The organism is Acidisoma silvae, from assembly GCF_020618775.1.
Lineage (GTDB): Bacteria > Pseudomonadota > Alphaproteobacteria > Acetobacterales > Acetobacteraceae > Acidisoma > Acidisoma silvae.
On sequence record NZ_JAESVB010000023.1, the window covers coordinates 1 to 22396 of the forward strand.

General features: G+C 60.6%; 19 protein-coding genes. 2 read left to right on the forward strand and 17 right to left on the reverse strand.

Going from position 1 to position 22396, the window contains the following annotated elements:
* Positions 1-646 precede the first annotated feature (646 nt).
* The 16 genes from ASILVAE211_RS23020 to ASILVAE211_RS23095 form a co-directional block, all read right to left on the reverse strand.
* On the reverse strand, positions 647-1288 hold the full coding sequence (locus ASILVAE211_RS23020; protein ID WP_227323750.1) for a transposase: 642 nt from the start codon (positions 1286-1288) through the stop codon (positions 647-649).
* Positions 1289-1440: 152 nt separating this feature from the next.
* On the reverse strand, positions 1441-2250 hold the full coding sequence (locus tag ASILVAE211_RS23025) for an ISL3 family transposase (protein ID WP_319799633.1): 810 nt from the start codon (positions 2248-2250) through the stop codon (positions 1441-1443).
* A gap of 801 nt (positions 2251-3051) precedes the next feature.
* A complete protein-coding gene (locus ASILVAE211_RS23030) occupies positions 3052-4587 on the reverse strand; it encodes a sugar ABC transporter ATP-binding protein (protein WP_227323715.1) in 1536 nt (511 codons plus the stop codon).
* Positions 4588-4613: 26 nt separating this feature from the next.
* Entirely contained in the window at positions 4614-5570 is a 957-nt protein-coding gene (locus ASILVAE211_RS23035) for a sugar ABC transporter substrate-binding protein (RefSeq protein WP_227323716.1), read from the reverse strand.
* 28 nt (positions 5571-5598) lie between these two features.
* A complete protein-coding gene (locus ASILVAE211_RS23040; RefSeq protein ID WP_227323717.1) occupies positions 5599-6621 on the reverse strand; it encodes an ABC transporter permease in 1023 nt (340 codons plus the stop codon).
* Positions 6599-7390, reverse strand: coding sequence for an N-acyl homoserine lactonase family protein (locus ASILVAE211_RS23045; protein WP_227323718.1), 792 nt, complete (start codon positions 7388-7390; stop codon positions 6599-6601). The genes ASILVAE211_RS23040 and ASILVAE211_RS23045 overlap by 23 nt, the downstream gene beginning before the upstream one ends.
* Before the next feature lie 23 nt (positions 7391-7413).
* Positions 7414-8814 (reverse strand): MFS transporter, encoded by a 1401-nt coding sequence (locus ASILVAE211_RS23050; protein ID WP_227323719.1) that lies wholly within the window; start codon positions 8812-8814, stop codon positions 7414-7416.
* A gap of 81 nt (positions 8815-8895) precedes the next feature.
* Positions 8896-9621, reverse strand: coding sequence for an amidohydrolase family protein (locus ASILVAE211_RS23055; protein ID WP_227323720.1), 726 nt, complete (start codon positions 9619-9621; stop codon positions 8896-8898).
* Positions 9622-9644: 23 nt separating this feature from the next.
* Positions 9645-10637 carry an ABC transporter permease gene (locus ASILVAE211_RS23060; RefSeq protein ID WP_227323721.1) on the reverse strand — a complete coding sequence of 331 codons (993 nt, stop codon included), beginning with the start codon at positions 10635-10637 and terminating at the stop codon, positions 9645-9647.
* A 12-nt stretch (positions 10638-10649) separates the two neighbouring features.
* Positions 10650-13175 (reverse strand): ATP-binding cassette domain-containing protein, encoded by a 2526-nt coding sequence (locus ASILVAE211_RS23065; protein WP_227323722.1) that lies wholly within the window; start codon positions 13173-13175, stop codon positions 10650-10652.
* Positions 13176-13207: 32 nt separating this feature from the next.
* The gene (locus ASILVAE211_RS23070) at positions 13208-14251 is read right to left on the reverse strand and encodes a substrate-binding domain-containing protein (RefSeq protein WP_227323723.1); all 1044 of its coding nucleotides are present in this window, start codon (positions 14249-14251) and stop codon (positions 13208-13210) included.
* A 43-nt stretch (positions 14252-14294) separates the two neighbouring features.
* Complete coding sequence (locus ASILVAE211_RS23075; RefSeq protein WP_227323724.1) at positions 14295-15215, reverse strand: SMP-30/gluconolactonase/LRE family protein; 921 nt, start codon at positions 15213-15215, stop codon at positions 14295-14297.
* Between the two features lie 50 nt (positions 15216-15265).
* Positions 15266-16048 (reverse strand): carbohydrate ABC transporter permease, encoded by a 783-nt coding sequence (locus tag ASILVAE211_RS23080; protein ID WP_227323725.1) that lies wholly within the window; start codon positions 16046-16048, stop codon positions 15266-15268.
* Complete coding sequence (locus ASILVAE211_RS23085) at positions 16045-16938, reverse strand: carbohydrate ABC transporter permease (protein ID WP_227323726.1); 894 nt, start codon at positions 16936-16938, stop codon at positions 16045-16047. Before ASILVAE211_RS23085 ends, ASILVAE211_RS23080 begins: the two co-directional genes overlap by 4 nt.
* Positions 16938-18227, reverse strand: a complete 1290-nt coding sequence (locus tag ASILVAE211_RS23090) for an ABC transporter substrate-binding protein (protein ID WP_227323727.1) — start codon at positions 18225-18227, stop codon at positions 16938-16940. Before ASILVAE211_RS23090 ends, ASILVAE211_RS23085 begins: the two co-directional genes overlap by 1 nt.
* Positions 18228-18278: 51 nt before the next feature.
* Positions 18279-18935, reverse strand: a complete 657-nt coding sequence (locus ASILVAE211_RS23095) for an HD domain-containing protein (protein WP_227323728.1) — start codon at positions 18933-18935, stop codon at positions 18279-18281.
* A gap of 212 nt (positions 18936-19147) precedes the next feature.
* Here ASILVAE211_RS23095 and ASILVAE211_RS23100 point away from each other — a divergent pair, with 212 nt between their 5' ends.
* Positions 19148-20056: a LysR family transcriptional regulator gene (locus tag ASILVAE211_RS23100; RefSeq protein ID WP_227323729.1), complete on the forward strand. Its 909-nt coding sequence runs from the start codon at positions 19148-19150 to the stop codon at positions 20054-20056.
* A 22-nt stretch (positions 20057-20078) separates the two neighbouring features.
* Here the strand turns inward: ASILVAE211_RS23100 and ASILVAE211_RS23105 are convergent, their stop codons facing one another.
* Complete coding sequence (locus ASILVAE211_RS23105; protein ID WP_227323730.1) at positions 20079-20975, reverse strand: LysR family transcriptional regulator; 897 nt, start codon at positions 20973-20975, stop codon at positions 20079-20081.
* Between the two features lie 124 nt (positions 20976-21099).
* Between ASILVAE211_RS23105 and ASILVAE211_RS23110 the strand changes: the two genes are divergently transcribed.
* Positions 21100-22371 carry an MFS transporter gene (locus ASILVAE211_RS23110; protein ID WP_227323731.1) on the forward strand — a complete coding sequence of 424 codons (1272 nt, stop codon included), beginning with the start codon at positions 21100-21102 and terminating at the stop codon, positions 22369-22371.
* Positions 22372-22396 lie beyond the last annotated feature (25 nt).

Consider the following 22396-nt stretch of genomic DNA (forward strand, 5'->3'; position numbering starts at 1 on the left):
TCCGTCTGTCGTTGTAGGGTGTCCACCATGAGCCCTAGAGCTTGGTTCAGGAGCGCCTGCCCGCTCTCGAGCGCTTTGAGACGGGTGGCAATTTGGTCGACAGGACCAGTTAATGGCAAGGGTATCTCCGGAGATGACAGAACATCGTCTGCGGCTCGATCGGCACCGTAACGCGGCCCTGAAGGGGCCGCAACCAAGCACCCGCTAGGGTGCCTTGGTCTGTTACAGATAGACCCTTTTTTCAAAGACGGTAGGATTCGGATTTGAGTTAACGAACGAGTTATCAAATGAGTTAGCAGATGCGTTAACCGATGAGTTAACGAATGTCACAACAAATGAGTTAACGGCGATTAACTACGAGATTGACGAAAGGTTTATCGTGGCCAGGTTAAACCGAGCAGACGATACTTGCTCGTAGACGCTTTAGCCGCCACATTTTCTCGGCAATGCCGTTGAAACGCCAGCCGACACGCGATGAAATTGAAAGTCTCGCAAACGAGTTTCGCCCACTCTGGCGAAATGGCGATGTCGTGCGTCCTTGGCTTCGTCGACACGCCGAGACTTTGAAAGCACTCATCCTGATAGGTTGGTTGTTGATTTTCGCCGAGATCTAGGCTCTTCCGCATAAAGCGTGCAGATCGACTGGCTAGTTTGCATGAAGGATCCGGGCACGTAGGAGTTGGAATCCAGCGCGGCCATACATGGTGCGCTTGATCATCTTCAGCTTGTTAATCTGACCTTCGACCGGACTGGTGGTCCAAGGTGTGGCAAGCGCGTTCTTGATGGCACTGAGATCGCGCCGGAAGCCCATTGCGAATTTGGCCAACAGCGTTCGCTCGCCGATATCAAGTAGGCTGTTGAGGCTCGCTTTCGTCTTCTTGCGCAGAAGCAGGTCCATAGCCTTGACCCAGCGGGAAGTCGCAGCAAGCGCGGGTTCGGCCGCGAGGAACCTGGCCACACACTCGCGCTCCGTCACGGACTGACGCGTGGGAGAGGTCAGCAGCAGACGTGCTAGCCGTCTTCCCAGTGGCACAGATCGGTGTGACGCATCGGCATGTTCTTGTGCCAAGGCACGAGGCTTTTCGAACCATTGGTAGACAACGCTGCGCTGTCCATCAAAACCAAGGGCAACCAGTTCACGCCAAAGCGGAGAGATATTGCGGCATCCCTCTGCCGTTCGCCTGTGAAGATACGCGGCGTGGTCATCAACGATGCTGGATCTCTGCGCGTGCGTCCAATTTGGGGCGTGCCCTCGCTGTAGCCAACGCCGCACGGTCTTTCGCTCCATTCCAAGGTGGCGGCCGATCGCTTGGTGAGAAACACCGTGAGCCTTAAGGGTTTTAACTTCCTCAAATAGCTTGCCCCTGCGGATGGTCGCGGCTTGCGTGGCCGGTTGAGAGAGGGTTCGCGGTCTGCCCACTCGCCGGATTCCATCTCGCCCTATATCATCAGGTTGAGGGCGCGGATAAAGTTCGGCAGCGATGCGCTTAGCACGCCACTATGGCGATCAATCAAAGCGAGAAACGCGTCTGAAAGATTGCGCAGGATATGCAACCGATCCGAGACCTGGATTGCGCTCGGCGCGCCCTGGCGAATGCCATCGGCATAAGCGCCAGCCCGATCACGTGCAACGACCTCGACGCCAGGATTGTCGCGAAGCCAACATGCTAGCGTCTCAGAGTGGCGATCAGGCAGGAGATCGACCACTTTGTTTTGCTCGAGATCGACGAGGATGGTGCCGTAGCGGCGCCCACGACGCCACGCCCAGTCATCAACGCCCAGAACGCGCGGCGGCCCGTGGTCGCCGATAGCCGGCCGTGGGCAGGCAATTCTTCGACCCAGGGTGTCAGCACTAACCGGGCAGGATATGCGGTCGGCCATGCGCGCACCTGCAGAACCGCCGAGTGCAAAAGCGATATATCGCTGAAGATCGACAAGGCGACTTGTGTGCCTGCCGCGTCGGGCAGCCGCATCGTCGAGAGGCTCCGCAAATGTGCGACGCGCGCACGCCGTGTGCGAACACCGAAACCGTCGTGCTGAAACAGCCAAGATCGTCGGACGTCCCTGCCACGGCAGATCAGAGAGACTGCGCCGATAACGACTGTGGACCTGTTGCGATGGATTGCCGTAGTCTGGACAACACGCGGATCTTGCCCGCGATTCAACTTCAATCACGATACTGTCCGGACCAGTCGCCACTCGACAAAGCGCCAAGCCTTTAGGGATTTGGAGAGGGCGAGATATAGACACAGCTTGCGAGATCCGGAAACAGTGCGAATCCCCATGCTGTGGCAAATTTGAGAGCTCAGTACAAGCTCTACCTGCACGCTTTATGCGGAAGAGCCCAGATCTCAACGGAAATCAACATTCGACAATTCGGCGGCGAAGAACTTCAGTCAGTCGCCTAGCCCAAGCGATAGCGACGTCTAACGCTGGTTCAGCTGCCAACATTTGAGAGATGAATATCCGCTCCTCGGCGTTCATCCCTGCTCTAGTTGTCATAAGGAGACGCGCCAGCCGATAGCCAGTGGGGACTGGCCGACTTGGTGGCAGGCTTGTTCCATCGTGTTCCTGGACTGCGCCGCGATGGTTGGCTGCCCAATCTCGAACAATGGTTGGACGCCCCCGGAATCCGAGATCACGAAGTTCACGCCAGAGTTGGGTCGCGTTGCGGCAGCCTTCACTCCAGCGGCGACCGAGTATCGGTTTAAATGGATCCAGCATGCTGTCGCCACTCGGCTGCTTCCACAGAGGAGCCTGCCCGAGCTGAGTGCGTCTGGACGGGGTCTGGCAGCTCGGACAATTGGCCCAGGCAGCTTTTGGAACCGCCGCGATAAAGCCGCGAGTAGATGTTGGCAGCACACACGTCACCCGAAGCGACCGCGGGACGAAAGAGAGCAAGGCGGATGACACGAGCTCGACCACCATGGACGTGGGTCCATGTGTCTCCTCTATCTGGTCTCACAGTACAAGCTCAACAGCACGGAAAGTGCGGGAGAACCCGAAAGCTCCACACATATTGCGCCAGGCCCCCACAATATGAGGAAGAGCCTATCTGGGAAAATCGACACCTGCGATATTAGTTTGGGAAACGCGGCTGATCGCCGAAAGCAACTTGGCCCGGTCCAAATCGGCACGCGAAATCGGCGGCCCGGCCGAACCTGCCGTCATGACGACGACACGATCGGCAAGACCAAGTATCTCATCGAGATCATCGGAGATCAGAACGACCGTTGCTCCTTCCTCCGCCGCGAGCAGGATGAGCTTGTGCAGCTCTGCTTTTGCACCAATATCCACTCCTGCGGTCGGCTGATCCAGGATCATGACCCGAGGACGAGCTGCTACGGCACGCGCGAGCAGCACCTTCTGCGCATTGCCGCCGCTGAGCGTACCGACCGGCTTTTCACGCACGGGCGGATGGATGCGAAAGCTGCCTATCAGCCTCTCCACCATCTGCCGCTGCGCCCGGCGTCTGATGATCCCGTATCGCGACAGAATCTTGCCGAGCGCCGTGACCTCCATATTGGCCTCCACACTTGCCGCCAGCGCCAGACCCGAAATCTTGCGGTCTTCTGGCACCATCACCAGGCCTGCGGCGGCGGAGCGCTGCGGTGAGCGGCGCGTGATCGCGCGTCCGTCGATGCGCAAGGTGCCGTTACTCACCACATCGCCGACCATCGCTCGCGCGAGGCGGGTGCGGCCCGAGCCAACCAGCCCCGCTAGTCCCAGAATCTCCCCCGCAGCCAAGGTCAGAGACACGCCGGGACGCCCGGAGACCGAAAGATGATCCAATTCCAGCACGGGCGGACCCGACTGGGTTTGCTTGGCATTGCGCCGCCCGGGCCGTTGATCCAGCACGATATCCGTATGGCCGACGAGCAAATGCGCCAGATCATCGACGGTGTAATGCGCGACCGCTTTCGTCTCTACCACCCTTCCGTCGCGCATGATGGTGATGCGATCGGCAATGTCGCGCACCTCATCAAGGAAATGGCTGATATAGATGATGCCGACGCCGCGTTCCCGCCCCATCCTTCGCATGACGGCAAACAGATGTGCCCGTTCCGCCGGGGCCAGGCGTGCGGTCGGCTCATCCATGATCAGGATACGTACGTCTTGCGAGCAGGCACGCACGATTTCCGTCAATTGCTGCGCCGCCACACCCAGCCTGCGAATTGGCCGATCCATCGGCAGGTCGATGCCGAGAGATGCCGCCTCGCGCGCTGAACGCTCACGCAAGGCACGATGCGGCATCAACCCAGGCCAAGGCCCTTTCGGCTCCCGCCCGAGAGCAATATTGGCGGCGACCGACATGTCCGGAACGAGCGCGAAATCCTGGTAGATGATGGCAACACCCTGAGCCAGCGCCTCGGCCGGCGTATGAAAAGCCGAGAGGCGCCCTTCGATCAGTATCTCGCCGCTATAATCGGCGAAATTGCCAGCCAGAGTCTTCATCAGGGTGCTTTTGCCGGCGCCATTATGGCCGATCAGCGCATGGATTTCGCCAGCAGCGACGGAGAAGTCGACGCCATGCAGCACCGGACCTGCGGCAAAGCTCTTTGCAATATTCCGCATCTCCAGAAGCATGGCGCTGTCCTATGCCCGATCGGCGCTCAACCGCCCCAGGCGGCTGGCATGGACGCGACATTGGCCTTGGTGATGATCGGCAGCGGCAGATAGTGATCCGGCTGCGGCACCTGGGACTGCTTGCCGTCCAACCAGGCTACAGCGTCGATGATCGCATACTTGCCTTGCGGCGCCGGGTCCTGGTCGACCGTGCCATAGACCGTGCCCTGGATGATGGCATTGCGCACGTCGGCAGGATAATCGCCCATGATAAATTTCACGTCTGTGCGGCCACTGCGCGCAGCGAAGCTGGCACCATTCACACCTTCCGGCCCTTGGTCGATGATCGCGTCCAGCGTCCCTTGCGGATAGCGGCTGAGGAAATCCTGCGTAATGCCGAGCGCTTTCGCGTTATCCCAATCCGCCGCCTGACGCCCCACGATGGTGATGCCCGGATATTTCTTTAATGTGTCCATCAGCCCTGCCTCACGCGCCAGCTGCGCGGAGGTGCCGAGCTTTCCGAGAATATAGGCAATCTTGCCCTTGCCGCCTAAAGCTTGAGCGAGAAGATCCCCCTGACGCTGACCAAACACATAGTCATCGACGCCGACATAGGTGATGACCTTGGCACCGGTACTGGTATCCGCCTTGGTATTGACTGCCATGACCGGAACATTGGCGGCATTCGCCTGCCGAATGACCGGGACGATGCCGCGCGGATCGCTCGGCGCGATCAGGATCATATCGACCTGCTGCGCGATGAACTGCTCGACGATCGATATCTGCGCTGACAGATCACCATTGCCGCTCTGGATATCGAGGCTGACATTGTTGGCCGCCGCCGTCTCCTTCGCCAGCTTGATCAGATTCGAGTAGAAGGGGACCGACGTATTCCAGATCATGAAGCCGATGCGTCGCTTGGCCGCAAAGGCTTTCCCCGTCACACCTAGAAGTCCGGCCGCCGCCAGGCCGCCTAGAACCAGCCGTCGCTGTAAACGCATCATGATTTCCTCCCTTGTTCTTATTTGAAATTTATCGCCGCTCGCTTTGGCGGCGCTGATAGGCATCGACGCCGACCGCTACCAGAATCACGGCCCCCGTCACCGCAGGCTGCCAGAACGGCGAGATGCCCAAGAGGTTCAAGGCATTCGCGATGATCCCCAGCAGCAGCGTGCCGAGGATAGCGCCGCTGACGCGCCCGACGCCGCCGCTGAGCGGCACGCCGCCGACGACGACAGCCGCGATGGCACTCAACGGCCAATCGGTAGCGCTCGCCGGCTGGCCGATGGTCGTCTCTCCCAGCAGAACGATGCCGGCGACACCGGCCAGCAGCCCGCCGATGCCGTAGGTCGCAATCGTCACCCGATCGACATTGATGCCGGCGAGGCGCGCGGCCGTACGATTGCCGCCGACGATGTAGATGTAATGGCCAAAGGTCGTGAACCGCAAAAGTGCCCAGACTAGAAGGGCGATGATCGCAAAGATCAAAGTCGGCACCGGCAAGGGCCCGATCTTGCCCAGACCGAGAAAGGTGAAGGATTCCGGCACGCCATAGATAGGCTGCGCCGCCGTGCCGACGAAAAGAAAGCCCGTCACCAGAACCTGCGTCGCAAGCGTCGCAACGAAGGCATTGATGCCGATCTTGGCGATGCAGAAACCGTTGACGAGCCCGACGACAAGACCCAGCAGCAGGCCGGCCGCAATACCTGCAACCATCGAAACATGCACGATCAGCGCCGCCGCGACGACGGATGACATGGCACCCACCGCCCCCACCGACAGATCAAAGCCAGCGAGGATGATCATCAGCAACATGCCGCAGGCGACGATGCCGATGATCGAATTCCGCTGCAGGACATTCGACAGATTGGCGACCGTCGCGAAATGCGGCACCGTCAGCGAGAAGATCAAAAGCAAAGTGACGAAAATCCCGAGCAGGGCGAAGTTGCCGGCTCGCGCCCAACCGGCAACCACCACCGACAAAATCCCTGACTTTCCGCCAGAATGCTGCATCGAGACCATGGCCTTGCGATCACTCGTAGAATTCTGGGGCATGCTTGAACTCGGCCCAATCTTCGGGGTCATGCAGCATCCAGATCGGCGCATCCAGGCTATGCGCCAATTGCTTCAGCTTGCGGATGGACCTGACGGATTCGAGTGTATTCCAGTCGGAGGGCATCGGCTTGTCCGAATGCAGGCCGGACCGCAGATGCGCGGTATCCGCCGCCAGGATGATCGTCCGGCTGGCCAGACGCACCACGAGGCTGGCATTGCCAGGACTATGACCAGGCAGGTGGATGAATCGCAAGCTGCCGTCGCCGAAGAAATCGTAGTCGGCGCTTTCGACCTCCGTCCAATCGAAACCGAGCGTCGGGTCGATATCTTCCGCCCGGTATTGCGGCGAGGCCGGCAAGGGCCAGCGGGAATAAGCGATCTCGCCGCTCATGATGAAGAACTTCGCCTGCGGAAAGAGATACATGCCGCCGGTATGATCCCAATGGAGATGGGACATGATGACATAGTCGATGTCGGAGGTCTTGAATCCCAAGGCTTCAAGTTGCCGGTCGATTCTATGCTCGGGCTTCAGGGTAATGCCGAGCCTGGTTGCCATATCGCCATAGACGGTTGCCGCATTCTCAGCCGCTGCCGGAACCAGACCGGTATCCAGCAGCACCAGCCCCCGCTCATGCTCGATCAGGAAGGCCGGGCAAGGAATCGTCACCGGCCCCTTTTCGCCCACGACCAAGGCACTGCGGTCATCCTGCAGATAGCCATTCTCCAGCGCCCATAGGCGCTTCGCGAAACCCGGCTGTTTGACTGGCATCGCACGACCTCCCTTATGTTGATTTATTGACCGCTGCGCAGGCAGGAGACTCGGCTGACCAAGGCCCGATCCAGATGGATGAAGGGGCCAGTCGTCTCCCTTGTGAACAAGGCCATGAGCACAGCCGCCAGCACCATGACGCCAGCGAGCAGATACAGGCTGATCATGAAACCGGTTGGCGAGCTATAGCCACCGCCCGCCTGGATGATGTAGCCCACCGCGATCGTGCCGAGGCCGCCCAGGGCCGCACCGCCCATATTGAGGCCATTGGCGATTGCGACCGCACCCTTCTCGGTGGAGTCGGAGGAAATAGCGTAAAGAGCCGGATAGACGCCGTTGATCGCCATGCCGATAAAGAGCTGGATCGCGATCATGATGCCTACGCTCGTCCCGATATAGCGGAAAAGCATATAGGCGACTGCAAGCCAAATGCACATCGCGACCATACTGTATTTGCGGCCGAACCGATCCGCGATCAGGCCCCAGACAATCTGCCCAATGCCGCCGGTGATGGTGAAGATCACGGAATAGGCGGCAACTTTCGCCATCGGGTAATGCGCGACGAAAGCCAGATACAGCGGCAGCCAGAAGCCGAGCCCGTAATAGCTGAAATTGCAAAGCCCGCAGACCAGTGACGAGACGAGAATATTGGGGTTGCGCAGCGCGCGCCCGAAAGCGCCGGGCGCGGCATGCAGCACGCTGCCGTCCGTCGTTTCGATCAGCGGCGGCGTCAGGCCGCGGGCCTTGGTGTCATCAACGAAGGCTGCATAATTGCGCGGCGTCGCGAAGCGCCAATAGATGATCAGAAGCGGTACCAGAATCCAAGGCAGGATCAGAAACACCAGCCGCCAGGCATGATCGCCGAAGATAGAGAGCACGGCGGAGATCGCCAGACCGCCCAGCAGAGAGCCCCAGGGAAAGGCCGTGTGATGTAGGCCTTGCGCGAAGCCGCGCTGCTCTACCGGCCACCATTCCGCCACCGCCGTCACCTCCGCCGTCTCGCCGATGCCGCTAGCGAGGTTCTTGACGAGCTGGAAGGCGAAGATGGCGCCGAAGGTCGTCGTCAGCGGCCCAATGCCGGTCAGGATCGTGAAGACGAAATAGCAAAGAGCGATCGGCAGATGCCGGTATTTGCGGGCCCAGCCATGGCCGCCCCGATCCAGCCAAGGCGCCAGCCCCGTGCCGGAGACGCTGAGCGCGATCATCAGAATGCCGGAATAGAGACCCATCCGCGAGGCATCGAGATGGAATTCCTTGACGAAGGATGGCTGCAGAATCTGAAACCACTGCCGCATATTGGTATTCATGGCATAGATGGACCAAAGACAGCCCATCGCCGCCCAGGACCAGGAACTGCCGAAGACACGGCCGGCGCTTGCCCCGGCGCGTGGGGCCGCCAAGCCTGTCACCTCCCTATCCGGCATCGGTTCCATCCCTCTCAAGTTTCTTGTCTTTGATCAATCGAACGGCAGGCGATCAGCCTGCCGCCATCAGAGCCGCAAGATCTATGCGGCAATATTGAGAATTTCGGCGATCGTGCCGCCGACGACGGCCGCATAGGTTGCGGGGTCTTTCGAGCAGCGCTCCATCTTCTTGAACTCCCATTCATAGTCTACGAAAGGGGAATCCGTGCCCCAAATCACCTTGCCGGGAGGCAGCTCCCGCACTGCCGTCGTGATTTCATGAATGGGCGCGCGCGATGTCTCAAGATAAAGGTTCGGCAGTTCCTGGGCATAGGCGATGGCCTGCTCAACGCCCCAGAAGAAGCCCATATGCGCCATCAGCAGCTTCACGCGCGGAAAGCGCCGCGCCATTTCGGCGAATTCCGGCGGTGCGTTGAACAAGTCGCTGGCGCCATGGACGATGATCGGGATGCCCAGATCTCCGGCTTCCTCGAACAAGGGATTGCAGAGTTTCGGATCGGCCAGATGATAGCCGTTGATCGTCGGATGCAGCTTCAGCCCCTTGAAGCCCCATTCCTTGACACAACGGCGCACTTCCGCCGCCGCCCCCGGTTCCCAGGCATTGACGGCGCAATAAGGAATCAGGCGATCGGGGAATTCGTCATAGGCGACCTTCACGGCGTCATTGGTGAAATTGCCTTCGACGAAGGGAAAGATGACGCCTTTCCGCACGCCGGCCTGATCCATCTTCGCGACCAGTTCCGCGCCCGTTTGCCCCGCGCCCGTGCGCGGGCCGATATGATTATGGGCGTCGATGACAAGGGTCATGTCATTATCCTCTGATTTTGTTTTCAGTGCGGCCGGCGCAGCGCGCCGACGGCCATGGCAAGCAGAATGAACAAGCCATTGAGGGTGAAGCGGAACGGCGCGCCCAGTCCCAGCATGGTCAGGCCGTTGCTGAGGAAAGACACGAACAGCGTGCCGACCAGCGTGCCGGGAATGGTCATGGCGCCGCCGCGAGACGCGAGCGTGCCAAGATAGACGGCCGTGAAGGCATCCAGCAGCAGCGGTTCCGCGCCGCGCGGCATGGCGATGCCGGTACGCGAGACCATGGCGACGCCGGCGATGGCGGCACAGACACCGCTGACCACGAAGCCGGCGGCGAAGACGCGCCGGGTATCGATGCCGGCGAGATAGGCGGCGCGGACGTTGAAGCCGACTGCCCGCGCCTGCCGCCCGAAAGCCGTGCGCGTTGCCAGCGCATAGACAGCGAAGAAGACGATAAGCGCCAGCACGATCAGCGCCGGCACGCCAGCAATCGTATGACGTCCCAGGAAGAAGAAAACCTGCGTGGTGCTGTCTGGCAGGGTAAAGAGAATTTGCGGGTCGGACCCGTGCGTGTAGATCAGCTCGCCGCTGCGCACGACGAACATCATCCCGAGAGTCGCGATGATCGCCGGAATGCCCAAATACGCGGTCAGCAGCCCGTTGAGCAGACCGATGACGACGCCCAGAACCAAGGGCGCGGTGAAGGCGAGCCAGGTCGGCGCGCCATGCACCAAGAGGCCCGCCGACATGATGGCGGCGGCATCGACCGTCTGCGCCACGCATAGGTCGACGCCGCGCATGGCCAAAACCAAGGTCAGGCCGAGCGACATCATCAGCAGAACCGTGCATTGCCGCAGCACGTTTTCGATATTGGCGACATGGCCAAAGCTCGGCTTGATCAGGGCGATGACGATGAAGACGGCGACCATGCCCAGGATCGCGCCATAGGCGCGGAAGGCTTCCACCAGGGATGACAGAAGGCGGTCATGGGAACGCGCCGCGAAATCGATGCTCATGATGCTGCTTCCTTAGAAAATCAGCACCTGGCCGATGCCGCGCTTATGCACGACGCCGAGCAGGATCGAGAGGATGAGGACCAGGCCTTGGATTCCGGGCAGCGCGAGGTTAGAAATGCCCAGCAGCACAAGGCCGTTGGCGAGCCCCGCCAGGAAGATCGCGGCAATGGCGGTGCCGATGACCGAGAGTTCGCCGGTGCGTGACAGGCTGGTGCCGAGGAAGGCCGCCGCCAGCGCCGATATCAGGAAATCGAACCCGGTCGCGAGCGCAGAGGCGCCGTAGCTATAGGCGGCGAGCACAGTGCCAGCGAAGCCCAGAATGATGCCGGCGGTGATGAAGGACGCCAGAACGGCGCGCGGGCGGCTGACGCCGCGCAACTGGGCGGCAGCCAGATTTTCGCCCACCGCATACATCCTGACGCCCGTGCGCGTATGCTTGAACAACATATGCAGGATCGCGACGACGATCAGCAGCAGAATGGCGATGAAGGGGATGGGTCCGAAATAGCCCTGGCCGATGAAGAAGAATTTCGGCTGGTCGTAAAGCGTCAATGCCTGACCGTGATTGTAGAGCAGCGACAGGCCCATGGCGACGAACATGGTGCCGAGCGTCGCGACGAAAGGCGGAATGCGAAAGAGCAGAACCAGACCGGCATTCAGCAGCCCGGCCAGAAACCCCTCGCCCACGCCAAGCCCGATGCCGGCCGCCATGCCGAGGCCACCGCCGATCGTGCCGGAGGCCAGATTGGCCGCGAACTGGCTGACAGCGCCGACCGACATGTCGAACCCGCCAGCGACCAGCGCCGATGTCAGGCCAAGGGCGATGAGCGCCAAAAGGCTGCCCTGCTTGATGACGTCGAAGACATTCTTGGGCGCCAGAAAATCCGGCGCCGCAATGCCGATCGCCGCCAGCACCACCAACATGCCGATCACCGTGCCCCATCGCGTCAGCAGCGCGCCCAGGCTGCGGCGGCCCACGGCCGCTTCATCCTCCAGCGCATCGGCCCGATCCGCTGGCTCGCCGCTCGTCGCGATCGCCATCAGCTGCGGCACGTCCAGCCCTTCTGCGGGCAGCGTTTCCAGAATATGGCCCTTGCGCATGACCGCGACGCGGTCGCACATGCCGACCAGTTCCTCGAAATCCGAGGAAATGAAAATCACCGCCGCACCCGCGCGGGCGACTTCCGTCATCTGGCGGTAGATCTCGACCTTGGAGCCGACATCAACGCCCGTTGTCGGCTCATCGAATATAAAGACCTTGCTGGCCCCGCTTAGCCAGCGGCCGATGACGATCTTCTGCTGATTGCCGCCCGAAAGGTTGCGCGTGATCTGACGGGGGTTGGGCGGCACGATCTTCAGCCGCTCGATCAGCCCGGCCGTCCAGGCGCGCTCGGCGCGGAGATTCAGCCAGCCAAGGCGCGCGAAGCGGCTGATGGTCGGCAGCGACAGGTTTTCCCGCACCGTCAGCTCCGTCACCAGCCCTTCATGCCGGCGATCCTCGGGGATCAGCGCGAAGCCGTCCGCCTTGGCCGCCCGCGGCGAGGACGGGCGCGACACCTGGCCGTGCAGCTGAACAAGGCCATTACGTGGTGCCGCTCCCATCAGCGCCATGGCGAGTTCCGTCCGGCCCGCGCCGACTAGGCCGGCAATGCCCAGAATCTCGCCCCGCCGCACGCTGAGGGAAACGTCGCGCACCTTGCGGCCCTGGCTCAGCCCATCCACCGTCAGCGCCGTCTCGCCAAGCGGGATCGGCTCCTTCGGGTAAAGCTGGGACAAGGCGCGCCCGACCATGGAGTCGATGATCGCCTGCCGGCTGGTCTCATCCACCGCATGCGTCGAAACCAAACGCCCGTCGCGTAAGACGGTGATTCGGTCAACGAGATCAAAAATCTCGTCGAGATAATGCGAAATATAGATGACCGTGACGCCGCTTTCCTTCAGCCCGCGCAGGATGGCGAAAAGCTGCTCGGCTTCGGCGTCGCTGAGGGAGGCGGTCGGCTCGTCCAGAATCAGGATGCGCGGCGCCCGGGTCAGCGCTGCCGCAATGGCCGCCAGGGCCCGCTGCGCTACCGTCAGATCCCGCACCAGGGCCGTCGCCGGGAAGCTGGCACCGACGCGGCTGAGCGCTGCCTCCGTCTCCGCCCGCATGGTCTTGAAGTCCAGCAATCCGCCGGAGACGATTTCCCGGCCGAGGAAGACGTTCCGCGTCACGTCGAACTGACCCACCATCTGCTGGTCCTGGTGGACGATGACGATGCCCGCGGCTTCCGCGTCGGCAGGGGAGGCAAAGCGGACGGGCTTGCCTTCCACCAGAATCGTGCCGCCACTCGGCGCATAGACGCCCGTCAGAACCTTCACGAGCGTCGATTTGCCGGCCCCGTTCTGGCCGACGAAAGCGTGGATTTCACCCTGGCGGATGGAAAGATCCACGCCGTCCAGCGCCAGGACACCCGGAAAGCTTTTCCGGATGCCCCGGCATTCCAGGACGGTGGCGATATCCGTCGCGGGCCGCCTGTCCTGCACGGGGCTGGTGATCATCTTGATTATCCCTTGATCTCTGGCAACGGTGCTCAGGGCAAGGTCGGGCGCACGACCACGACCTGCCCGGTCTGCGGCCATTGCGCGGCGACGGCCTTCGGGTCGAGCTGGATCTTCTGCCAGACATCCGGCCCCCACCGCTTTTCGGCGGCGGCGACCGCATTGTCATGCGTCGCGACATAGGCGTCGGTATACATCGTCGCCGGGAAGTCCTTTTTGCCCGCCAGGGCATCGATCATCGCCTGCCCGGCAAGCTCGCCGATATGCGGCACGTCCTGCACCACGGTCGCGATGAAGGGGCTGCCCTTCTCCATCAGCATCTGGAAGCCGACGCGGTCGCCGTCGATGGACGCGACCTTGATTTCCGGCCGGCCGGCGGCGCGAATGGCCTGCACCGCGCCCGAGGTCAGCAGGTCATAGGCGCCCCAGACGGCAGCGATGCTGCCGGGGTCCGGGTTCGCCGTCAGAATATCTTCCATCTGCGATTGCACCTGCGCCGGATCATGTTGCGTCGGCACGTCATGCAGATGCACCTGCGGATAGTCCTTCACCATTGCTTCCAGAATACGCTTGCGGGTTTCCAGGATAGGCGCGCCGGGAACCGAGAAGACGTAGACATCGCCCTTGTAGTTGATGGAGGAGAGCAAGGCCCGGCTCATCAGCGCCGACATCAGCGCGTCGTCGCCGTCGATATCCGTCACCGCCCCCGGGGTCAGCGCACCGACCGAGGTAGTGACGACCGGAATATGCGCGGCATTGGCCTTGGCGACTTCCGGCGCCAGTTGCTGCGCATTGCCAAGCTGCACGATGATGCCGTCGACATGCGAATTGATGAGGTTTTCGATATCCTCGTTCAGCTTGCGCGGATCGGTCTGCGCATCCGTCACCACAACGCTGTCGCCCGCCGCTTCCAGCACCTTCCGCGCGCCGTCGATAATGCCGCGATTATAGTCGTTGGTGATTTCGCGCGCGGCGATGCCGATCTTTTTGCCGGCAGCCCAGGCGCCGTGCGGCGAAGCCAAAGCCATGGCCGCCAGCCCGATGAACATTGTTGTTTTGCGCAAGATTTTATGCATGAAACGTCTCCCTTTTTTATTTGTTTTTGTGCGGGAAAGCCGATCAGTCGCCGAAAGCGAGCGGCAGCCCCCCCTCCGGCCAGTCAAACGCCACCAGCTCGCCGCGCCCGGCAAGCGTCACATAGGCTGTACGCCGGTCAGGACCGCCGAAGCAGACATTGGTGGTCAGCGGATCGCCGGTATCGATCTCGCGCACGATCTCGCCCTTGGACGAAATCACAGTGATCTTGCCGGTATAGAGCGTGGCTAGGACGATATTGCCGGCTGCATCCACCGCCAGGCTGTCGAATCCCTGGAAGCCCGGCAGGCCCGCGACCAATCGGCCGCCATGAGGCGATGGAAAGGGTAGTTTGCTGACACGGCCGGGTGCAATGATGTCGAAAGCCCAGAGCCGCGACGGGTCCATTTCCGCGACATAAAGCGTGGCACCATCGGGCGAGAGGCCGACGCCGTTCGGCGTCAGCATCGGGTAAGCGACTTCGACAATCATAGACCCATCCGGCTTCGCGTAATACAGGCCGCCATGGTCATGGCTGCGCGCCAGATTTTTGCCGAGATCGGTGAAGTAAAAGCCGCCATGGCGGTCAAAGACGAGGTCGTTCGGTCCGCGCAACGCGTGCTCGCCGCAGCTCTCGTACAGAATCTCGACCTTGCCGTTGGCGGGATCGACGCGCTCGATACGGCCGCTGGTGTAATAGTTGTCGCTCGGGATCGAGCGCAGGATACCGTCTTCTGTAATCCAGTGCGAACCGCCGCTGTTGCAGACATAGAAACAACCGTCCGGGCCGATCGCAAGACCGTTGGGTCCGCCGCCGGTATCGGCCATCACCTGAGTCCGACCGTCGGGAAAGACGCGCGTAATGGTGCCGCGCGCTATCTCGACAAGCGCGATCGATCCATCCTGCAGAACAACGGGACCTTCTGGAAACAACAGACCGGTGGCGATAGTGCGGATATTGGTCATTTTGCTTTTTTGTCTTCTTGTTGGCTTGAGCGTTTCATCCTGCCTGACCGTCATTTGACACTGCCTGCGGTAAAGCTGCCCTCAAGCTGCTTGCGGATGAGGGCGATAGCGATGATCGGCACAATGAAATAGATCGTGGAGCCGGCAAAGATCTGCCCGTAAAGCGGCCCTTGTGGCGGCACGAAGCGCATCAGCAGTGGCAGGAAGGTCAGTGCATTCTGATCGGTCAGGACCAGCGCGAACAGGAACTCGTTCCAGCAGAAGCAGAAGATCAGCACGGCGGTCGTGAGAATCGCCGGTGTCGCGATCGGCATGATGACCTTCCACAACACTGTCCAGGATGATGCGCCATCGATGCGCGCCGCCTCATCGATATCGAGTGGAATCGCTGCGAAGAAACCCCGGATCATCCAGATCGCGAAAGGCAGGGAGAAGGTCAGGTAGATGACCGCGAGACCCGAGATCGTGTCGAGAAGGCCTAGATTGCGGAACAGGAGATAGAAGGGAATGACGAGGACGATGCTCGGGATCATGCGGATCGCCAGGATCACCAAAGCCAGGCGATTGAAGCCCCGGCCGAAGCGCGTCATGCCGTAGGCGGCCATGGAGCCGAGCAGGACGGAAACAACGGTCGCCGACATCGCCGTCGCGAAGGAATGCCACAGCGAGCCCCAGAAGGCCTGCTGCGAAAACACTTCCGCATAATTGTCGAACCCCAGGCCGCCGCCCGAAGGCCGATGCACGACCAGCGAGACATAAAAAGCCCAGAGCGGCGGCAAAACCGCGATGAGGCAGGAGAGGATTGCGACGATATAGAGCAAACGGAGTTTCATGCCTTGCTCTCCGCGCGACTGAAGCGTCGCATGGAGGCCAGAAGCAGCATGACGAGGACCATGATGATGACGAAAACGATGAGTGCGAGTGCCGCACCGCGACCGACCTGAAAATCCTGAAAACTCGTGCTGAAGGCGTAGAAATTCAGAATCTCCGTGCTTGTTCCCGGGCCGCCTTGCGTGATGACGATGAAGAGATCGATATTCTTTAGCGCGTCGATCAGCCGCAGCAAAACGGCAACCAGCAGAACCGGCTGCAGCAAGGGCAGTTCGATCCGCCACAGAATCTGGCGGAAACTGGCGCCATCCACTCGGGCGGCTTCCGTCACGTCCCCTGGCAATGTCAGCAGACCCGCCAGGATGACCGCGAACATGAAGGGCGTCCATTGCCAGACATCGGCAATGACGAGACTGTAAAGAGCCAGCGCCGGACTGTTCACCCAAGGCACGGCGGACAGGCCAAGCCAGCCCAGAACGATATTGAAAAAGCCGAATTGCGGACTGTAGATGCTGCGAAAGTAAAACGCCCAGATCAATGGCGCGATGACGACCGGCAGGCAGAGAATGGCGCGCATGAGCGGAAAGCCCATGAGCTTGCGCGCCAGTCCTTGGCGAATCAGCAAGGCGAGGCCGAAACCCAAAGCCAGTTCCAGCACGACCGACAGCACCGTGTAGATCACCGTGACGACAGCCACCTGCCCCGTCGCGGGATCAGTGAGAATCGAAATATAATTCCCGATCCCGTGCCAGCGATGCAGGCCTGACATCAGATTCCATCGGTAAAGGCTCGCCGAAACGGCAGAGACCAGCGGATAGCCGATAATCAGAGCAAGACAGAGCAGACTCGGCGCCAGAAAGGCATAGGCGCCGAGCCGTGAGGATTTCAGCATCAATAGTAGCCCGCATCCCGCATGATGCCGTCCGCCGCCTTCTGCGCATTCTGCATGGCCTGCTGCGGCGTGATTTCACCGACGAAAGCGCGGCTGAGCTGCACGCCGGCGGCGCTGTCGATCTGGCCCCATTCCGGCAGCTGCGGCCGGATTTTGGCGACCTTCAGACTGGCGGCAACCGCCGGGAACCAGGGCTTGGCCGAGGCATTGGCGGCCCAGGCGGAGTTGCGGCAGGGCTGGCCGCCATGCGGCACCAGATCCTTGCTCTGTACGTCACGACTATTGAACCACGCCAGATACTCTGCCGCCGCCTGAGCGTCCCGCGAGTAGTTAGAGACGGTCAGGCCCATGCCGCCCATAACGGGTGCTTGGCAAACCTTGCCCTTGGGTGAAACGGCGCTGACCAGATTGGGCCGCATATCCGGGCTGGCGGTGACGATCGCATCCGGAATCCAGGCGACCGGGTCGAGCGTGCCGAGGCCCGTCGCCATGGCGCGCGTCTCATCCGCCTCGGTATAGGCAGCGCCGCCGGTCGGCATGGTTTTCATCAGTTCCAGCAGGAATGTCAGTGCATCCACACCCGTCTGGTCACCGAAGATCGGCTTCATCTTGGCATCGAAAAGCTCACCGCCATTAGCCCAGAAAATCGGCAGCCAGACGGAGAAGGCCTTGATCAAACGCTCGGTGCCTGCCACGAAGCCGAATTGCTTGGCCCCCGGATTGACGGTCTTTTGCGACGCCGCCAGCAGATCGTCCCAGGTCTGGGGCACGCCCAGGCCCGCCGCCTTGAGATGCACCGTATTGGCGATCAGGCGTTGGCAATTGGCGACCGTCGCCATGCCATAGGTCTTGCCGTCGGCGGAATACATTTGCCGCAGGGCCGGCGGAATATCACTGAAAAAATCGGCCAACTGCGCCTGCGGAACCAGGTTGTCGAGCTGTTTGAGGTGGCCCGCCTGAACATAGCCTTTGAGATAAATGGAATCGATCTGCACCACGTCATAGGCAGAACTATGGGCCGCGAAAGCGGCCACTTGCTTTTCGATCGATTCGTTATAGCCCATGGTGATCAGGTTGACCTTAATCCCCGTCGCCTTGGTGAATGCCGGCGTCAGCTCAACAAGCGGCTGGCCGAAGATACCCTGGCCCATGGTCAGCGCGGTAATCGACATGTCGCGCGCAATGGCGGGCCGCGCAAGACCGCCAGCCGCAAGGGATGTGGCCGCAGCACCTTTCAAGAGCGTGCGGCGTGTCAAAGCAGATTTGGATAGGCGTGGAGCTTCATTCATGTCAGTTTCCTCCGTTTATTGTTTTTATGAAGGCAGGATCATCCCTACAAACTAGCCACGACGTTCCGAGCGTTGGTGAAACATCTTGGCGAAATCCGGCGGCAGGCTTTCTGGCTGAACAAGACCGGAAGCCGCAGCGATACGCCACCAGGCAACATCGGCTTCATGAATGACAACGCATTCCAGGCTTCGTTTCACATTGTCACCTTCGGGCGAATGGCTGGCGGCAATATGCGCGACCTCTTCCGGCAGACCGGCAAGAAGGCAGATATGGGCCCCGTAAATGGGATGGCGCAGCGAAGGCCAGCCAAAGCGACTGCCGTCCTTGTTCCATCGCTGTTGATTCTCAGGGTCGCATTCAAAGGTCTTGCCGACGTCATGGCAAAGCCCGCCGGCGATGACGATGTCGCGATCAATATCGGCCAGCGGAAAAGCCGCGGCGAAATAGTCGACATAGCCCAGTGCCAGCTTCGTCACGCCGCGCAGATGCAGATCCTGGCCACCTTCCTTCAGAAGGAGCGTTCCGGGGATAGCCTCCCCCGGCAGATCGCGCACACGCTTGAAGCTGGAAAACGACAGGGCAATCGCCCATGCATCGATGCACTGTTCTCTCAGCGACTGCTTCGAGATCAGATCGACTTCCGGAAGATCTTCACGAATGCTTTGCCTGACCGCATCAGGCAGCGCTATGCTGTATCCATTCATCATGATGATGGCTTGTCTCCGGCCAGATATTGCGTCGCACAATAATGCAAACGTCTAAGAAAAGATCAGATGATATTGCCACATGACATGCCAAATATTGGTGTGATGGCGCCTCATGCCGCCGTTTCCTCATTTTTATGCTTGCAGGATAGGCAGGGCCTGGCAGATAAAACAATTTAGAAATTTTGTGTTTTTCGATTCAGGTTTTTAAAATTATGCGCCCTAGCTCAGCCCAGCTTGAAGCCTTTTATTGGGTGGCGCGCCTGGGATCGGTCAAGGAAGCGGCCCGGCACCTCAATGTGGCTCCGCCGACCATCTCGCTGCGCATCGACCAATTGGAAGCCGATCTCGGCCATACGATGTTCGAGCGTCAGGGGCGCCATGTCGTGCTGACTCAGCGCGGAGAGGCGCTGGTGCCGCATGTCGCGGCGGTAATCGAAGACTACAGCAAAATTCACGCAGCTATGGGGGAAGCCTGGCAAAGCCACGGCGTCATTCGCATCGGTGTCACAGAAACCTTCGCTCAGGCCTGCCTTCCGGCCTATATGGCCCGCGTCGCCTCTCGCTACCCAAGCGTGCGACTGGAATTCACCGTCGGTACCAGTGCCGATCTTGAGGGTGAGATCCTGGAGCGGCGGCTTGACCTTGCTTTCGCGATCAATCCGACCGGCGACCCAAAGCTGACTCTGGTGCCACTCGGCACGCAACCCGCCGTCTGGGCTGCCGCGCCGTCCTTCAATCTGCCCGCGCGCCTCCATCCACGGGATCTGGCCGGTATTCTCATTGTCACCAATCCGCCGCCGGCACCGATGTGGTGGCAAATCACGGAATGGTTCCGGCAGGCCGGACTGGAGCCAAGCGCCATCTGTCGCTGCACCAGTCCCACAATGGTCGCGCAGTTGGTGGCCGCCGGTCTTGGCGCCAGCCTGCTGCCCCGCCGGCTGGTACAGGGGGCCATCGTAGCCGGCCGCGTCAAAGCCCTTGGCAGCAAATTACCTTTGCACCCATCTCGGATGTTCGCAGTCTTTCGCTTTGCCGATAATGATCGGCTTATTCAGGACATGGTCGCTCTGGGGCAGGCCGTTATGGATCACGCCCAGTTGATCGAACTACAGCCGTCTTAAACACGTGCCGAAACTTTCGCGGCTATTTTGCTTGATAATGGCGATGCGAAATGACGTTCAGAGCGTCCATGGCGGCCTCGATCTTGTCTCGGTTCCCGCCGCCAAGCTCGCCGATGTAAAGACGGCTGCGGGGTAGCGGCCTCTTTGTTTTGACGATCTTGAGACGGCCAGCTGTGTCGAAGACCTTTACCATCGGCGCCGGGAATATGCCGATGCCGATACCGGCACGGACAAGCTGCATCGCGGCGTTGACGCTGGTACATTGGCAAAGATTGCGCGGCGTCTGTCGGTCCTCGGCGAACCAGTCTAGCGTCTTGCGATACATCGGCGTAGGCGGCGGCGTGGTGATGATCGACAGCGGCAGCAATTGCTCGGGCGTCGCATTTTTCGGAACGGCCATGAAATGCGGCGCCACCCAGACATTGTCCTGCGATGCGAGCGGAACAAGACGCAAAGCGCGGTCGCCCATCGGGTCGACCAGGACGGCGAGATCAAGATTGCCCTCCAGCAGACTATGCTGAAGCAAATAGCTTGTTGCTATCGTCCATTCTGGCTTCAAATGCGGATGCCGCCGAGAGAGTTCCGAAATCAGTTCCGCCAGGCAGGTCACGGCAAAGCCTTCCGCCAAACCGATCCGCAAAGATCCCGCAATCGCCGGCGCGGCATCCATCCGCTCCAGACGATGAAAGGCGTCTAGAACACCCTTCGCATGTTCAAACAGCGCAAAACCCTCATGGGTTGCCTTCACACCACGGCCGGAGGGCACAAGAACTGCCCTTGGCAACTCTTCCTGCAGCTGCCGCAAGCGGAGCGAGATGGTGGATTGCGTCACGCTCAACCGGCTGGCCGCTTTTTGCAGCGAGCCCAGTTCTATCACCCAGTAGAAAGCCTCAATCTGGGGGATGGAAATGCGACTCATTGAAAATTCCAATCATTCACGGCAACGGAAACTCGTTAGACAGAAATTTCCAATAGTCTATAGCTGCAAACTGGGTCACGCTTCACGTTCTCGGGCTTTGGCCCACAAAAAAGTTGAGGAAACCATGATAGCTCGCCGTGCCTGGGTCGCGTTGGTGATTTTTCTTCTAGTCGTCATCAATTTCATGGACCGCATCGCGCTGTCCGTGGCGGCGAAACCCCTGGTGGCAGCCTTCGGCTTTACCTCTGTCCAACTCGGCTATCTCTTTTCAGCCTTCCTGTGGACCTATGTTGTCTGTCTGGTGCCGCTTGGACTTTTGAACGAAACAGTCCGCCCCCGGGCGATGGTCGGCGGCGCCATGGCCGTGTGGTCGGCAGCCACGCTGCTGATGGGCGTCGTCAGCAGCTACGGCGGCATGATCGTGTCGCGACTTCTCATGGGCGCCGGCGAGGCCGCAACATTCCCAGCCTGTGGCCGCGTGATCCGCGACTGGTTCCCCGAGCGCGAGCGCGGCGTCGTCACCGCTTTGTTTAATGGCGGCTGTCAGGCGGGTGCGGCGATCGGTGCTTTGTTCACTGCCGCCCTGGTCGGCTGGGTGGGCTGGCGCGCGCCTTTCATTCTGCTTGGCGTCCTTGGCTTCGGCTGGATGGCGTTCTGGTTCTTGTGGTATGGCGCGCCGGCCGAAGTTAAATGGCTGCCCAAAGCCGAAAAGCTCATGATTTTGGACAATCAGGACCTTGACGAAAGCCGGATTAAGGCGAACCCGACCGCCTCGTCACTGATCTTCCTCCTGTCGCATAGCAGCATCTGGGGACTGATCCTAACGCAGGCTTGTCTTGTCTATACGGCCTTCCTGTTCCTCAGCTGGCTGCCGATGTTCCTGGAAACCACGCGTCATCTGACGGAAATGCAGACGGGGTATCTGACAGCGGCGCCTTATCTGCTCGCTGTCGTCTTCAGCCTCATTATTGCGCGTATCAGCGACCGCAGCCTGTCGACGACCGATATCAAGCGCGGCCGGCGGCGCAACTTTGTGGCGATCTCAGCCGCTCTGTCCTTGCTCATCCTGCTCGCGACCGTTGTCACGAATGTCTGGGCGCTGCTGGCTGTTCTGACCTTCGTTCTGACAGGATGCGCGGGCGGCGCGGGCCTGAATTTCACCCTGGCGAGCGATATTCTGGAAAATCCTCGCGACGTGCCGACGGTCTTCGCGCTGACCGCCTTCGGCGGCAATCTGTTCGGCTTGGCCGCGCCCATCATTACCGGTTATCTGGTGCAGAAGGCCGGCGGCTATATCATCGCCTTTCATGTCGCCGCGGCCTTGCTGCTATGTGGCTTTATCCTCACGCTCACCCTGACGCGAAAGCCGGTTCCATCTCAGCATAGTTTCGCCTAGGTCTCTCCGTCAGCCATGCCCATCG

Excerpts from the sequence above, each read along its gene's own strand:
- ASILVAE211_RS23055 (WP_227323720.1), bottom strand. The coding sequence starts at position 9,621 with ATGACCCTTGTCATCGACGCCCATAATCATATCGGCCCGCGCACGGGC.
- ASILVAE211_RS23045 (WP_227323718.1), bottom strand. The coding sequence starts at position 7,390 with ATGCCAGTCAAACAGCCGGGTTTCGCGAAGCGCCTATGGGCGCTGGAG.
- ASILVAE211_RS23070 (WP_227323723.1), bottom strand. The coding sequence starts at position 14,251 with ATGCATAAAATCTTGCGCAAAACAACAATGTTCATCGGGCTGGCGGCC.
- ASILVAE211_RS23040 (WP_227323717.1), bottom strand. The coding sequence starts at position 6,621 with ATGCCCCAGAATTCTACGAGTGATCGCAAGGCCATGGTCTCGATGCAG.
- ASILVAE211_RS23085 (WP_227323726.1), bottom strand. The coding sequence starts at position 16,938 with ATGCTGAAATCCTCACGGCTCGGCGCCTATGCCTTTCTGGCGCCGAGT.
- ASILVAE211_RS23035 (WP_227323716.1), bottom strand. The coding sequence starts at position 5,570 with ATGATGCGTTTACAGCGACGGCTGGTTCTAGGCGGCCTGGCGGCGGCC.
- ASILVAE211_RS23105 (WP_227323730.1), bottom strand. The coding sequence starts at position 20,975 with ATGAGTCGCATTTCCATCCCCCAGATTGAGGCTTTCTACTGGGTGATA.
- ASILVAE211_RS23090 (WP_227323727.1), bottom strand. The coding sequence starts at position 18,227 with ATGAATGAAGCTCCACGCCTATCCAAATCTGCTTTGACACGCCGCACG.
- ASILVAE211_RS23020 (WP_227323750.1), bottom strand. The coding sequence starts at position 1,288 with ATGGAGCGAAAGACCGTGCGGCGTTGGCTACAGCGAGGGCACGCCCCA.
- ASILVAE211_RS23110 (WP_227323731.1), top strand. The coding sequence starts at position 21,100 with ATGATAGCTCGCCGTGCCTGGGTCGCGTTGGTGATTTTTCTTCTAGTC.
- ASILVAE211_RS23065 (WP_227323722.1), bottom strand. The coding sequence starts at position 13,175 with ATGATCACCAGCCCCGTGCAGGACAGGCGGCCCGCGACGGATATCGCC.
- ASILVAE211_RS23075 (WP_227323724.1), bottom strand. The coding sequence starts at position 15,215 with ATGACCAATATCCGCACTATCGCCACCGGTCTGTTGTTTCCAGAAGGT.
- ASILVAE211_RS23080 (WP_227323725.1), bottom strand. The coding sequence starts at position 16,048 with ATGAAACTCCGTTTGCTCTATATCGTCGCAATCCTCTCCTGCCTCATC.
- ASILVAE211_RS23030 (WP_227323715.1), bottom strand. The coding sequence starts at position 4,587 with ATGCTTCTGGAGATGCGGAATATTGCAAAGAGCTTTGCCGCAGGTCCG.
- ASILVAE211_RS23050 (WP_227323719.1), bottom strand. The coding sequence starts at position 8,814 with ATGCCGGATAGGGAGGTGACAGGCTTGGCGGCCCCACGCGCCGGGGCA.
- ASILVAE211_RS23095 (WP_227323728.1), bottom strand. The coding sequence starts at position 18,935 with ATGATGAATGGATACAGCATAGCGCTGCCTGATGCGGTCAGGCAAAGC.
- ASILVAE211_RS23060 (WP_227323721.1), bottom strand. The coding sequence starts at position 10,637 with ATGAGCATCGATTTCGCGGCGCGTTCCCATGACCGCCTTCTGTCATCC.
- ASILVAE211_RS23100 (WP_227323729.1), top strand. The coding sequence starts at position 19,148 with ATGCGCCCTAGCTCAGCCCAGCTTGAAGCCTTTTATTGGGTGGCGCGC.